This window comes from Streptomyces sp. NPDC060002, assembly GCF_042737245.1.
Classification (GTDB): Bacteria; Actinomycetota; Actinomycetes; order Streptomycetales; family Streptomycetaceae; genus Streptomyces.
In genome coordinates, this window is sequence record NZ_JBHWUW010000106.1 from 1 (window position 1) to 12945 (window position 12945).

Here is a 12945-nt window from a genome sequence, read left to right on the forward strand (position 1 = left end):
TGCACAACCTCAACCTCGCCGGATAGTCGGCAGGCTCCGACGGCAGCCAGCCTCATCCCGAACACGTCAAAGATCATTTACGGGACAAGTCTTAGGGAGCCCGAGAGCATGCGTGGGCCCCGCCGACCGTCAGGTCGGCGGGGCCCAGTGATCGTGAACCTCAGCTGGTAGTCAATTGATCAGCCCGCACCTCGAACTCAACGTGCCCTTCGAGCGATTCGAGTCCCCAAGGAGTGACGGAGATCTTGACCGTGTCCGAGGTGTCCGTGGTGTTGCCGGTCGTCAGGATGTCGCAGAGGATGCTGACCTCGGCGGGGTAGCGGGAGTCAGGGGACAAGTCGTCGCCTCCGGCGAAGACGGGCCACTTGTCGATGAAGGCCCACTGCTGGTGATGGGCGTCTGTGAAGCGGACCTCGATCAGGCCGGGCTGGGGTTCGTCATCGACCCATCGGACCGCTTCGCAACGTAGGAAGACCATGGGCGGACTCTGCCATCAGGGCCTGTGGTCGGCAGCTGGATTTCCAGGCTGCCGACCAGTTGATGATGCTGTCACGGAGCCCTGCGGAGTGGGACGACATCGGGAAGCCCGGTCGGCATGGAGGGCCGGGCGACTTCCGGCGTTGCGAGGAGAGCGACGATGGTGACTGGCTGCTGGCAGTGGGGGCAGTTGCGGGTTGCCGTGGGCTCCAGCGGGTCCCGTTCCGGGGCCGGGCGGTAGGCGGCTCGTGTCGCGGATTTGGGTGTCGCCGGCAGGCCGGGCATCACGGGAGGCGAGGCCGCGGCCGGGTGAGGCGTTTCGCCGAGGCGGCGGGCTCGGTCCTGCTCGCGGGCCTGGTCACGGTAGCGTTCGGCATCCCTGCGGCAGGTCGGGGAACAGTAGACCTTCCGGATGGTTTTGGGCGAGTCGAAGGTGCCGTCGCAGACCGGGCAGGTCCGGCTCTCCATCGCGTTTTCGCTGGCGCGGGCCGTGGTCCGGCACTCCGGGGAACAGAAGATCCGGCGGGGGCTGATGTCGGTGGTGAACTCGTTCCTGCACTGCGGGCAGGTCCGCTGGACTGGAATGCGGCGGCGGTTCTGTTCGCGGCAGGTGGGAGAGCAGAACACCTGGCGGCTGGTGCGGTCGGCGACGGTGAAGACGGTCTCGCAGTGCGGGCAGAGACGGGCCATCTCGGATGGAACCTCGGTGGTGTTGGAGCTGGAGCTGTCAGGAGACACGGGCGTTCACCCCGGCTCGGAGGGTTTCGGCCTGGGTCCGGTGGCCTCGCAGTCGGTAGGAGGGGCCGTCGATGCCGGCGACGGCGGCCCGGTGCAGGAGCCGGTCGAGCATGGCTGCGGCGACGGTGGCGTCACCGAAGGCGCCTGCCCAGTCCGCGATACCGACATTTGTAGTCAAAATCGTGGACGATTTGAGATACCTCTGGTTGATCACCTGGAATAGCGCGGACGCGCCGTCCTCGGGCAGGGGGAGGTAGCCCAGTTCGTCGATGACCAGCAGCTTCGGGCCGGCGAAGAAGTTCATGCAGGACTTCCACCGGCCTTCGAGAGCGGCCTTGTGGCAGCGGGCCGAGAGTTCGGCGGCGGTGGTGAAGTAGACGCGGTGCCCCGCTTCGACCGCGGCCCGGCCGAGCGCGACGGACAACATGGTTTTGCCGACTCCGGGCGGCCCCACGAACAGGACGTTGGAGGCGTCGTCGAGGAAGCGGAGGGTTGCCAGGTCCCGGATGAGCTTCTCGTCGACGCCGGGCTGGGCGGCGAAGTCGAAGTCGTTGAGGGTCCAGGGTTCGGGCAGGCAGGCGAACCGGAGCCGGGCCGCCAGCCGGCGGGCCTCGGTGGCCTCGACCTCGATCTCCAGCAGCCGTTCCAGGGCCGCGGTCAGCGACATCCGTTCGCTTCGGGCCTGGTCCAGGACCCGGTTGAGGGCCTCGGCGGCATCGTTGAGCTTGAGGTAGGACAGGTGGCCTCGCAGCTGCTGGAAGCGGCGTGCTTCGCTCATCTGCATCGGCGACGATGGCGTACTCACTCCTCGTTCTCCTCCTTCGGTGAGGGAGCTGTCCGCAGCCGGTCGGCCACGGCGGCATAGTGGGACAGGTCGATCACGACCCGTTCGGCCGGATCCCCGGCCGCCGGAAGCCCGCGCAGACGCTCGGCCTCCGCGAGAGCGGCCGCCGATGGCGGCCTTCGGACCTTGGTCTTGCATGGAGCCCGGTCGGAAAACGACGCCAGCACGGCTCGCTCCAGCGCAATGACATGGCCGTTGTCCCGGACGGTCTGCCCGGATCCCCGAGGGGCCCGGCGGTGCTGGGCGATGACCGCCCGGCCCGCGGTTGCGATCCGCAGGACGTCGTCGCCCAGGCGGATGAGGACCCTGACCTGGACTCCGGGCAGGCCGGGAGGGACGGAGTGGAAGTTCCCGTCGAACTGGATCAGGCCCTGCGGGCTGACCGTCCGCTCGACTTCCAGCTCAGCCGGGAACGGTCGCACTGGGATGTCGAGCATCGGCTCGGCCGCGGCGAGCTCACCGACCGTGGTGGCCACTCCGTCGATGCGGCGCCGCCGCTCGTCCATCCGGACGGCCAACTTGTCGACGCCGGACTGGGCCTGGACGACGGTCAGCCCGTCCGGGACCGTCCGCCACCAGCGTTGAGCGGCCGAGTGGTTGGCCTTCTCCACCACTCCCTTGCGGTTGCCGCGACGGGGCGGACAGATATCCACGCCGGCTCCGTAGTACTTGGCGACGGCGGCGGACGAGGAGGTCACCTGCCCGCTGGAGGGGTAACAGACCGTCGCCATCCGGTCAAAGCGCCACCGGCGGGCCGTCCCGCCGAGCTTGCGCATGACCTCATCGAGGGCCTGGACCAAGTGAGGGAAGTCCTCGGACTCCGAAAGAACCGCCCGCCACCGGCCCGAATGAGCGAGCGCGCCAACCAGCAGATGGGCGTGCTCACCCACTCCCCACCCCTCTGGCGGGCTCGGCAGCTCCAGCCAGTCGAACTGGATCTCCTCGCCGGGCGGATGCGCGATCACCGCGACGTTCCTGCCGGTGGAGGCGTGGCAGGGCTCGCAATGCGGGCGAACTTGGTAGCGGCGCAGGGCCCGGGTGAAGGTCGAGTACGCGCCCTCCATAGCCGAGTTCGGTCACCTCGTCGAACAGGGTAGAGGCCCACAAATGCGGATCGTCGGCGAGACGTTGGCGGCAGTAGGGCAGGAACGGCACGAACGCATCCGGGCCCTCGCGCCGCTCGCCAGGGGTTCGCTCGCCGTTCAGATAGGCACGGATCGTCTTGCGATCACGGCCCAGATGCCGTGCGATCGCCGAGATCGTCCATCCCTGACGACGCAGAGCATGAGCGTCCACGTCTTCCTCCCGAGTGAGCATTCAGGCCCCCGAACAGGCCGAACTCCTAGCTCACGCAGGCTCTCCACGACACGCCGACACCAGTTCGACACGCCGGGAGGATCACACAATCGATGGGGAGATCAAGAGAGCAGGTTTGCCCCACCCCAGAGCGACAAGTGGGGAAATCCAAATATCCCCATCAGACGCGGGGGTGCTTCGCGTTCGGCAAGGACCTGGGGGGCCTGTACGACGTCCTCCCCGCCGACGCGGGGGTGCTTCGTTCGCGCGAGACACCGGCATGACCGAGAGCAGGTCCTCCCCGCCGACGCGGGGGTGCTTCGCCGGTCCGCAATCTGACCCACCCCGGGGAGCAGTCCTCCCCGCCGACGCGGGGGTGCTTCGCCATCGCCGCGGCCACCGCCGCCAACCAGCGCGTCCTCCCCGCCGACGCGGGGGTGCTTCGGACCCGGGCCCGTTCATCGTCGGCGGCTCGATGTCCTCCCCGCCGACGCGGGGGTGCTTCGTAGGACAGCATCCACGGCAGGACGATCAGCACGTCCTCCCCGCCGACGCGGGGGTGCTTCGGGTTCGATGGCGGTCGGAACGCTTTTCGTCGCGTCCTCCCCGCCGACGCGGGGGTGCTTCGCCAGCGGCGCCGTGGGCCAGGCCGCGGAAGTCGTCCTCCCCGCCGACGCGGGGGTGCTTCGTCGATCATGTCCGGGCTCATCGCGTCCCGGGAGTCCTCCCCGCCGACGCGGGGGTGCTTCGCGGAGCTGGGTGAGGCGGGCGGATGGGTCGTTGTCCTCCCCGCCGACGCGGGGGTGCTTCGACCCGCCGCGTACGGTCCCGGCATGACGATTCGTCCTCCCCGCCGACGCGGGGGTGCTTCGAGCGGGACCGACGCCCAGGCAGCGGCGTAGTCGTCCTCCCCGCCGACGCGGGGGTGCTTCGATCGAGGAGTTGGAGCGGCGGCTTCAGTCGGTGTTCTTCCCGCTGATGCGGGTGTGCTTCGCCATCAACGCGCCGGGGGCTTCCAGTGATGGGGCCTCCAGACGAGGCGGTCGGGGAGTCTTGCGAAATCGTTCCTTTGGAGCGGTCCCCGCCGGGGCACCCGGCGATACCGTGGTGCAGACGACCTTCCATGCCTGTGGAGGCCCTGGTGAACGAACAGCCGAACTATGCCGAGACCGCCCGGCAGCAGCTTGAGCCCGCGGCCGCCGAGGCAGTGCGCGCCTATGCGGCCAAGACGCGTGCCGACGCTGACCGGTTCGCCGCCGTTCTGGAGGACATCGCCGCCAACGGGCTGCCCGCGGTGGAGACCTGCACGCCGTGGGAGGAACTGCGCGAGGCCCACCTCGCCCGCCTCACCGGCCAGCGGCAGGCCGTCGTCTGATGGCGCTGCCGCACGGCCCCCGCCGCGCCCGCATTGCCTTCTCCGACGCAGCCGCCAAGCAGCTGGAGACCATCACCAGCGAGGCCGAACTCCACGCCTTGGACCGCGCCCTGGTCGTCCTCTCCGTCGACCCCGACATCGGTGATGCGATCCCCGGCGACACGGCCGGCCCCCGGCTGCGCCAGTACACCGACGAACTCGAGGCCGTGCGCATCCTGTACTTCGTCACCGCACTGCGCACCGTCGTGGTCGTCGCGTACATCGAGGTGTAGGCATCTCTTCGAGACGACCTGGACCGTCCTCAGTACATGGTCAGCTGCTCGTGTTCGGGCAGATCGAGGTCGGTGACCCGCCCCCCAGGCATCACCGCGGCAAGCTCCCGAGCTTCCTCGGAGCTCCGTGCGAAGACGTGCAGGCGCGCCAAGGCGGGTGAGGACGTGACCAGGCTGCGGCAGGGCATAACGACTGCGTACAGGGGCCGTTGCTTCCCCAGGGTGTACACCGCCACCCCAAAGGCGTACTCCGACATCAGCGGCTTCTCCGGGATCTCCACGGGCAGGTTCGGCATGGCCACCGCAGGGGAGTCTCATTCAGCACTCGTCACCCGAATGGGTGACTGATGTGTCGCTAACAGGAAAGAGTGCGACAGACTGCCTGTCCGATCTTCAACTCGTCCGGGTGCTAGCACTCCTAACATGGCATCAGGTACGGGGGAGCGAGTCTTGGGGAGGGGCCGCGCGTGAAGGTTCTCAGACCGACACAGCCGACGAGCGAGCAGCTCACGGTGATCAACAACCACAAGCCGGGGGTCTTCGTCGTGCGGGGCGCCGCCGGCAGCGGCAAGACCACCACGGCCCTGTACCGGCTGAAGTTCACCGTCGGCTTCTGGCAGCGGCGCCGTCGCGACGGCTTTATCGACGGCCCCGTCCGGGTCCTGGTCCTCACTTACAACAAGACTTTGCGCGGTTACATCGAGGAACTCACCCAGGAACAGATCAAAGGAAACGACGTTGAGCTGACGATCTCCACCTTCGCCAAGTGGGCCACCGACCGCGTGCCCTACGAGCGGATCCTCCGGGAGCCCGAGCGCAACGGAAGGCTGAACGACTTGGCTGCGCCCTTGCCGCTGTCCAACGACTTCGTGCGCTCCGAAGTGGACTACGTCCTGGGCCGCTTCATGCCGGACTGCTTGGCCGAGTATGTCGAGTGTGAGCGTCAGGGCCGTGGCCGTTCCCCGCGCATGCCGACCTCGATGCGCCGTCGGCTGCTGGACGAGGTGATCGTTCCGTTCCAGGAATGGAAGAAGGAGCAGCAGGCCTGGGACTGGGCCGATCTGGCGAACGCCATGGCCGCCAAGCGCGCCGACGACCCGTACCACGTGATCGTCGTCGACGAGGCCCAGGACTTCTCCGCCAACCAGGTCCGTGCCGTCCTCAATCATGTCACCGACGAGCACACGCTCACCTTCGTCCTCGATGCCGCTCAGCGCATCTACCCCCAGCGATTCACCTGGGCCGAAGTCGGCCTGAGCGTGGGGTCGCACAACAGCAAGTTGCTGTCGAAGAACTTCCGCAACACACGGCAGATCGCTGCTTTCGCGGCCCCGCTGCTGCGCGACGTGGAGACCACAGACGACGCTGCGATCCCGGATCTGTCCTCGTGTGAGGGGGACGGCGACAAGCCTCTGCTGGTCCAGGGCACCTTCACCCAGCAGATGGACCATGTTGTGCAGTTCCTCAATGACCTCGGCCCGGACAACGACGAGTCCATTGCCATCCTGCATGCAAAGGGCGGCGGCTGGTTCAGTTACGTCGAGACCCGCCTGACCGCCGCCGGCTTTGCCTGGGTCGAGCTCACGCGAAACGGGGAATGGCCCACCGGCCCGGTGAACGTGGCGCTGTCGACCATGCACTCCGCTAAGGGTCTGGAATTTGACCATGTGATCATCGTCGGGCTCAACAGCGAAGTCATGCCGCACGCTGCTGAGCCCGGCGACAGCGAACGAGACGCGCATCTGCGCCTGCTGGCCATGTCTGCCGGACGTGCCCGTAAGACGCTGACCATCACCTACAAGCCCACCGAGGCCAGCGACCTCATTGCCTGCATGGACCCGGACACCTACGAGGTGAAGACCGTATGACCGCGGCAGAACCGATCCCGGTCATACCGGGCGGCGGTGAAGGACATCCTGAGGGCATCCACGCGCTCATCCAGGAACGTAAGATCACCGAATTGGTGCACTTCACCACCAACCGTGGCCTGCTCGGCATCCTCGTGCAGCGGCTCTGCAGGGCCCGGGCACTGCTGTCCGAAGACCAGTACCTGGAAAGCATCTACCACCAAAACAGCAAGATCCGCAGAGAAGCTCCGCAGTACTGGTCTTATGTGAACCTCAGCATCAGCGAACCCAACCACCGCTTTCTGCGGATCAGCAGTGAAGACTGGTGGGCGAACGAGGACCTGTTCTGGGCAGTCCTCAGCTTCGACCCAGTGATCATGACGCACCCCGGCGTCCTGTTCGCCCCGGGCAACATGGGATACGACGGCATCACCCCCGTGGAGGGCCTACCCGGAGCCGAAGCGCTCTTCGCCGACAGAGTCCCCAAGGGCTTCAGCAAGACAATGCTGCGCCACGACCGAGCGCCTCAACTTCCGACGAATCCCCAGGCCGAAGTGCTCTACCCGCATGCCGTCTCCACCCAGCACCTGCAGCACATCTACGTCCTCACCGACGAGGACGCAGCGAAAGCTGAGGCCATTGTCAGCGTCAGCGGACATGATGAGGTCGACATCTCCGTCGACCCGATCACGTTCGGCAGGTAAGGACTACGGTGAGCGCCATGCAATGGGAGGCAGTACGCGCCTCAGCCCAGTGGGCGGCGTACGGAGACGCACTCGGCTTCATCACCGAACTGACCGACACTGCAGGCGTGCGACGCCGCATCGGACATGATGAAGTCACCACCACCGTCCCCTGGAAGAGGCGCATCGGAGGACGCTACGGACGCGACATGCCCCTGCCAGCGGGCGCATACTCCGATGACACCCAGCTCCGTCTCGCCACCTCCCGCGCCATCCGCGGAGACGGAGAATTCGACGCCGAGGCATTCGCGAAAATCGAAGTCGTCGCCTGGCAGGCCTACGCCCTCGGGGCCGGCCGCGGCACCAAAGCAGCAGCCACCGGCTTGATGCGGGTCGAGGCCAAGTGGTCGCAGAACATCTTCGCCACCAAAGCCGCCCGCTACGTCGACATCGGCGGCAACGGCGCAGCCATGCGTATCCAGCCCCACGTCTGGTCCGCACGGGACCTCACCAACTGGGACCACATCACCCGCGACGTCGTACGCAACGCAGTCAGCACCCACGGCCACCCCCGAGGCATCCTCGGCGCTGTCCTGCACGCCATCCTGCTGGCCCACACCCTGGACACCAACGAAGTCCCGGGACCCAAACAATGGCGCCCCGCCGTCGACTGGCTCGAGCAGGTACCGGACGTTATTGCAAAAGACGACGAACTCGCGTACCTCTGGCTACCCACCTGGACCGAAGCCGCTGGCACCGATTTCCGGTCAGCCGCCCTCGCCGTCGCGGACGAATGCCGCACAGCCTTCGAAGCCGTCGACTCCGCAGCGCCCCTTACGCCGGAGACTTACAAGGACCTGGTTGGGCGGCTGGGCGGTTTCGACGGTGCCACGCGCGGATCAGGGACAGTCACTGCTGTGCTTGCCGCGGTGCTCGCACACGCCTATGCCAGCTCCCCAGAAGCTGCGCTGCTCCTTGCCGCTAACACCCTCGGCTCAGACACAGACACCATTGCCACGATGACTGGCGCTCTCCTCGGCGCTGTAACAGCAGCTCCTCCACCCGGTGCCGTTCAAGACGTCGACGCCATCGACTCCGAAGCACGCCGCATGTGGGATATCTCCCAGGGACGTGAAGCCGCCACCTTCGCCTACCCAGACCTTCTGCGCTGGAGCCCCCCCAAGGCCACACTCGACCTCGTAGGCCACACATCCCACGGACCGGCTTTGGCCGGCCTAGGAACCCTCACGCCCGTAGGAATTCCAACACCGGGCAACCAAGCCACCTATGTATGGGGCACCTTGCCGTTTGGCCAGAGCGTTCTGGTGCGCGCCAGGCCGGACCTTAGGCTGCTGGATGAACACCTGCTCCCAGGAGACGTTCGCCAACCACGGACTCGGCAAACGGCAGACGTCGCTCCAACCGACCAGCAGCTCCTTTTCGATACTCCAACACCTTCAGCTGTCACAACAGACCAGGGCAGGCTGGAGCGTGGAACCGCGCGGGGAACCCTGAGCGAGGGCGCCCATAGGCCCGGGCCCCCGACTCTTGAGGAAATAGTCCAAGGCCTCGCGAGGAACGGCTTCCCTCCAGAGAAGGTGGGCCGTGCACTGCTTCACCAAATGGGAAGCGGTCGATATGGCGTGGAGAGAGCTGCCGCCTTCGCCGGACTCCTAGCCCGTGCCTATCAAAGCGAGCAGGAGCGGTCCGGCTGAACCTACAGCCGTCTTCTGCACGTGATGCTATGGGTCGTGAGTAGGCGCTGTTGGTGGAGTTGGAGGCGGGCCAGTTGGACCGTTGTCTGTCCGCTCACTGGCGCAGCGTGGCGGGAGGGGCGGTCCCATGGATGTGTCGAGGTCCGGGGTCACCGCGTGTAGATCGAGTCTGGAGGATGCCCGGGGCCGCAGGCTGGGGGACCCGCGTCACGCTCCTGCCGGATACCAGGCAGACGGTAGGCTCAGCCCGGATGGCAAAGACACTCCGTGACCCGGATCCAGGCCGTCCGGCACCACACCGTTCGCGCTGCTGAAGTCGACCGTTCCGCCGGAGAGCTGCGCCTCGCGAAAGTCGACCGTTCCCCGCGAGAACTGCGCGCCGTTGAAGCCCACCTGACTGCCGGAGAACTGTGCCAACCTGAAGTCGACCGTTCCCCCGGAGAACTGCGCACCGTTGAAGTCGACCGTTCCGCCGGAGAACCGCGCGCCGGTGAAGTGGACCAGCCCGCTGGAGAACTCCGCGTTAAGGAAGTGGACCGTCCCGCCGGAGAACTCCGCGTTGCCGACGTAGACCGTCGCACCCGAGAACTTCGCGCCGACGAAGTAGACCGTCCCGCTGGAGAACTTCACGCCGTTGAAGTCGACCTTTCCGCCCGAGAACTGCGTGTTGCCGAAGAGGACCATTTCGCCCGAGAACTCCACGTCGCTGAAGTAGACCGTCCCGCCGGAGAACCGCGCCCTGCCGAAGTCGACCGCCTCTCCGGAAAACTTTGCGTTGTTGAAGACGACCGTCCCCCCGGAGAACCACGCTTTGCTGAAGTCGACCGTGTCGCCGGAGAACTCCGCGTCGCTGAAGTCGACGGTGCCGCCGGAGAAGCGGGCACCGCTGAAGTCACCGCCGTCGAATCTGACGGCGGTGAGGTCGAAGTCGTGGCCCTGCCAGGAATGTGGGTGCTCAAGGTCCAGGCGGAGGTGGTCGCGGATGAGGCGGATGACTGTGTGCCGCACCTCCCACAGCGCCAGGTACGCATGTCGAGCCTGTGCATCGTCTGCCAGCAGGTCGGCCTCGGCGATGTAGGGCAGGCGGAGGTACGAACACAGGACATCGATGCAGGTCTGGCGCAGGCCGGGGGTAGGGGCGTCATCGGCGAGACCGGCCAGGGCGTGCACACCGCCCAGACGGACTGCGGCGGATTCCTCGCCGAGCTGGGTGACAGCGGCGGTGAAGCGTTCGGTGTGCAGGCGGGTGGCCTCGCGCAGCGCGCCGTGCTCGTCGACGCGCTGGCGCCGGTAAGCCACCACCAGGGCAACCAGGGCGCCGGCGCCGGCGACCACGCCGAAGGACAGCTTCACCAGGTCGAAGAGCGTGCCGGAGTTGATGCGGCGCTCGGGTTTGAGTCCCCGGGCGCCGAGCAGGTCCCACCCGGTATAGAAGACCGAGGCCGCCACCAGGCCCGCCAAGATGAACGTCAGAACGAGGACGGTGCCGATCGGCCACAGCCGCAGGCCGCGCCGTTCAACCGGGCGGCGGGACAAGGGTGCTCTCACATCCCCTCAAGACAGTCCAGCCCCACCACCGGTTGCACCCGCGGCGAGGCCGAGCGGATTACAACGACCTTGACCCACGCGATCCCGCCTCCAGGGCCGAGCCCATCCGGGGCGCGGAGCTGTGGCGCATCATGACCGACCCGGCCTCCGACACCGGGGACCGGATCACCGTCCTGTACCGCGTGATCGACCCTGAGGACGTCGGCGAATCCGGCCGGGTCGACGTGATCTTCGTCGTCCACGGTCCGTGACGATGGTGGACGGACGGCCGCTCAAACGATGCGGCGGGAGAACGGAGGTAGGGCCGCACCGGTGTCGGTGCGGCCCTCAGTTTCGTGCGAGCGGCGGTTATCGGCGTACGACGGCGCCCATGCCCCAGGCGGCTCCGGCGACGGTGAACAGGGTGATCGCGGCGGCGGTGCTGCCTATGGCGAGGAGGACCAGGGCGACGGAGGCGATCGTGATGCCGACGAGGGCGAGGGTGTAGAAGACGGCGCGCGGCGCGGTGGCCGCAACGGAGGCGGCGGTCTTGCGGATGTGCTGGTGGCGTCGACGGCGGGTGGCCTGGCGTACGAGGGCGCGCGCGGCCTTCGTCTCCCGCTTCTTGACGTCGAGTTCGTTCTTGGCGGCGTCGAGGACCGCGGTGAGGTCGGCCTCGAAGACCTCGATCGTCGAGGTGGGGACGGGGGTGGGGGCGGCCATGGAGCGCTCCTGGTATCCGGGCGGTGTGCCTACGCCCGGATAGACGAAAACCGGGACCCCGACTGTGAAGTCGCAGGTCCCGGCAGGTTTTTCCGCAAGATTCAGAGCATGTGGGAGGGGGCTTCAGCCCCTCGTCCGATTACGGGTGTCCTCCTTTGCCGGGTACCGGTGCCTGCTGGGCGCTGTCGGCGTGGGCCCCGGTTACGCCTGAGCTATCTGGTGGCCGCGGGGTGCGGGCGACCCTTGACGGTTGTCGGCGTCACCCCGCGCAAGGAGGGTCGGGTCGTCCCAGACCGGCGCGGGGGTCCGCGCGTTCTCGATCCGGCGTATGAGCCTGCCCGGCAGTCCGATGATGCGGGCGATCACGAAGGTGATCCAGTGGAGGCTTTGCACGATCACTCTGTACTCCTTCAGTTCCTTGGTCCAGGTCTCGATCTGCTCCGTGTGCGGTGTGGTAGCAGCCATGCCGCGCACGGTGGGGCTGATGTCCCCATGTCCGCCGGCGGTTCGTCCGATCCGGGTTGAGGCGGTGTGGGCCGGACCGCCGGCGAACAAGGTGATACCGGCTACCGCCCTTCGCCGAGGACGTCGCGCAGACGTTGCCTCACCTCGTCAGATCGGAGGATCTTCTGGGCGGCCTGGAGGTCCTTGCGGACGAGGGGGGCCTTGATGTCGAGGGCCTCGCCGATGTCGCGGGAATTCAGCTCCATCACGTGGCGCAGCACGTAGATGGTGTGCTGACGATCGGTGAGGACGTCGTCCATGACGACGCGGACGCGAAGGTAGCCCTCCTGGGCCGCCATGAGGTCGGTGAGATCGGGGTCGGTCGCGGTCTCGGGCAGGCCCATGCAGCGCTGTGTCGTGCCGTTCTTGAGCGCTTCCGCCTCGGTGCGGTGGCGGCGCAGCTGGTCGATGGCGCACCGGATGCAGGTCTTCGCGATGTAGGCGTTGAAGTCCTCGACGGTGGACGCGTCGTACTTCTTGAAGTCGGCTGCTATTCGGACGCCGACCTGGCCGAAGACATCCTCGACGTAGTGGTCCGGCAGCTTGCGGCCGATCACGGAGTACCAGTACGGACGGCGCGACTTGAAGAGGCTCAGAATCTCCGTCTCAGCCTCTTCCCTGGTCAGGGTGGTCTTGCGCTTGCTGGTGAACAGCTGGCGGAGGCTGCCGGTCTTGTCGGCCCGCTGCCTTGGTGCCGGGATCGAGCCCGAACTTCCAACCGTCTGGGTCACTGTTCTCTACTCCTGCTCTTCCGGGAACGCCGGTGATACGTGGCGTGCCGAGGAGCGATGGCCCCGGCATCTACGTCGACGTGTGGGGGCCGCGAAGTGTGAAACGCAGCTCGGGTATTAGGGCCTGTGTGACGTCGTGATCAATCTTGCCGATCCGGATCCGTCTGGAATGCGGATCCGGTAGGAAGAGGATCGTGACGCGCAGGCAACTCA

Annotated in this window: 13 protein-coding genes, 1 pseudogene and 1 CRISPR repeat array; of the genes and pseudogenes, 5 read left to right on the plus strand and 9 right to left on the minus strand. The window is 67.0% G+C overall.

Features of this window, described 5'->3' with window-relative positions:
• Positions 1–160: 160 nt before the first annotated feature.
• The 4 genes and pseudogenes from ACFWBD_RS40715 to ACFWBD_RS40730 form a co-directional block, all read right to left on the minus strand.
• Positions 161–478 carry a hypothetical protein gene (locus ACFWBD_RS40715; protein WP_385679023.1) on the minus strand — a complete coding sequence of 106 codons (318 nt, stop codon included), beginning with the start codon at positions 476–478 and terminating at the stop codon, positions 161–163.
• Between the two features lie 726 nt (positions 479–1204).
• Complete coding sequence (gene istB, locus ACFWBD_RS40720) at positions 1205–2020, minus strand: IS21-like element helper ATPase IstB (protein ID WP_240804075.1); 816 nt, start codon at positions 2018–2020, stop codon at positions 1205–1207.
• Positions 2017–3123 carry an IS21 family transposase gene (locus ACFWBD_RS40725; protein WP_385679026.1) on the minus strand — a complete coding sequence of 369 codons (1107 nt, stop codon included), beginning with the start codon at positions 3121–3123 and terminating at the stop codon, positions 2017–2019. The genes istB and ACFWBD_RS40725 overlap by 4 nt, the downstream gene beginning before the upstream one ends.
• 166 nt (positions 3124–3289) lie before the next feature.
• Positions 3290–3376: pseudogene (locus ACFWBD_RS40730) on the minus strand (hypothetical protein); the annotation flags it as partial.
• A 151-nt stretch (positions 3377–3527) separates the two neighbouring features.
• Positions 3528–4349: direct repeats of the CRISPR family, unit length 29 nt; unit sequence GTCCTCCCCGCCGACGCGGGGGTGCTTCG.
• A 147-nt stretch (positions 4350–4496) separates the two neighbouring features.
• On the opposite strand from ACFWBD_RS40730, the gene ACFWBD_RS40735 reads away from it, so the two are divergent.
• Together ACFWBD_RS40735 and ACFWBD_RS40740 are read left to right on the plus strand one after the other, a co-directional pair.
• Positions 4497–4730, plus strand: a complete 234-nt coding sequence (locus ACFWBD_RS40735; RefSeq protein WP_385679029.1) for a hypothetical protein — start codon at positions 4497–4499, stop codon at positions 4728–4730.
• On the plus strand, positions 4730–5002 hold the full coding sequence (locus ACFWBD_RS40740) for a hypothetical protein (protein ID WP_385679032.1): 273 nt from the start codon (positions 4730–4732) through the stop codon (positions 5000–5002). The genes ACFWBD_RS40735 and ACFWBD_RS40740 overlap by 1 nt, the downstream gene beginning before the upstream one ends.
• Positions 5003–5031: 29 nt before the next feature.
• Here the strand turns inward: ACFWBD_RS40740 and ACFWBD_RS40745 are convergent, their stop codons facing one another.
• On the minus strand, positions 5032–5304 hold the full coding sequence (locus tag ACFWBD_RS40745; RefSeq protein ID WP_385679035.1) for a hypothetical protein: 273 nt from the start codon (positions 5302–5304) through the stop codon (positions 5032–5034).
• A 165-nt stretch (positions 5305–5469) separates the two neighbouring features.
• Here ACFWBD_RS40745 and ACFWBD_RS40750 point away from each other — a divergent pair, with 165 nt between their 5' ends.
• From ACFWBD_RS40750 to ACFWBD_RS40760, 3 genes are read left to right on the plus strand one after another with little or no spacing between them, the layout of a single operon-like run.
• On the plus strand, positions 5470–6870 hold the full coding sequence (locus ACFWBD_RS40750; protein WP_385679038.1) for a 3'-5' exonuclease: 1401 nt from the start codon (positions 5470–5472) through the stop codon (positions 6868–6870).
• Positions 6867–7553 carry a DarT ssDNA thymidine ADP-ribosyltransferase family protein gene (locus ACFWBD_RS40755; protein WP_385679041.1) on the plus strand — a complete coding sequence of 229 codons (687 nt, stop codon included), beginning with the start codon at positions 6867–6869 and terminating at the stop codon, positions 7551–7553. Before ACFWBD_RS40750 ends, ACFWBD_RS40755 begins: the two co-directional genes overlap by 4 nt.
• 17 nt (positions 7554–7570) lie before the next feature.
• A complete protein-coding gene (locus ACFWBD_RS40760; RefSeq protein WP_385679055.1) occupies positions 7571–9247 on the plus strand; it encodes an ADP-ribosylglycohydrolase family protein in 1677 nt (558 codons plus the stop codon).
• Positions 9248–9454: 207 nt separating this feature from the next.
• On the opposite strand, the gene ACFWBD_RS40765 is transcribed toward ACFWBD_RS40760, so the two are convergent.
• The 4 genes from ACFWBD_RS40765 to ACFWBD_RS40780 all read right to left on the minus strand — a co-directional run bounded on the left by ACFWBD_RS40765 (position 9455) and on the right by ACFWBD_RS40780 (position 12732).
• Positions 9455–10783: a pentapeptide repeat-containing protein gene (locus tag ACFWBD_RS40765; protein WP_385679044.1), complete on the minus strand. Its 1329-nt coding sequence runs from the start codon at positions 10781–10783 to the stop codon at positions 9455–9457.
• Positions 10784–11143: 360 nt separating this feature from the next.
• Entirely contained in the window at positions 11144–11497 is a 354-nt protein-coding gene (locus ACFWBD_RS40770) for a hypothetical protein (RefSeq protein WP_385679047.1), read from the minus strand.
• A 201-nt stretch (positions 11498–11698) separates the two neighbouring features.
• Positions 11699–11962 carry a hypothetical protein gene (locus ACFWBD_RS40775; protein WP_385679050.1) on the minus strand — a complete coding sequence of 88 codons (264 nt, stop codon included), beginning with the start codon at positions 11960–11962 and terminating at the stop codon, positions 11699–11701.
• A gap of 101 nt (positions 11963–12063) precedes the next feature.
• The gene (locus ACFWBD_RS40780) at positions 12064–12732 is read right to left on the minus strand and encodes an RNA polymerase sigma factor (protein ID WP_385679053.1); all 669 of its coding nucleotides are present in this window, start codon (positions 12730–12732) and stop codon (positions 12064–12066) included.
• Positions 12733–12945 lie beyond the last annotated feature (213 nt).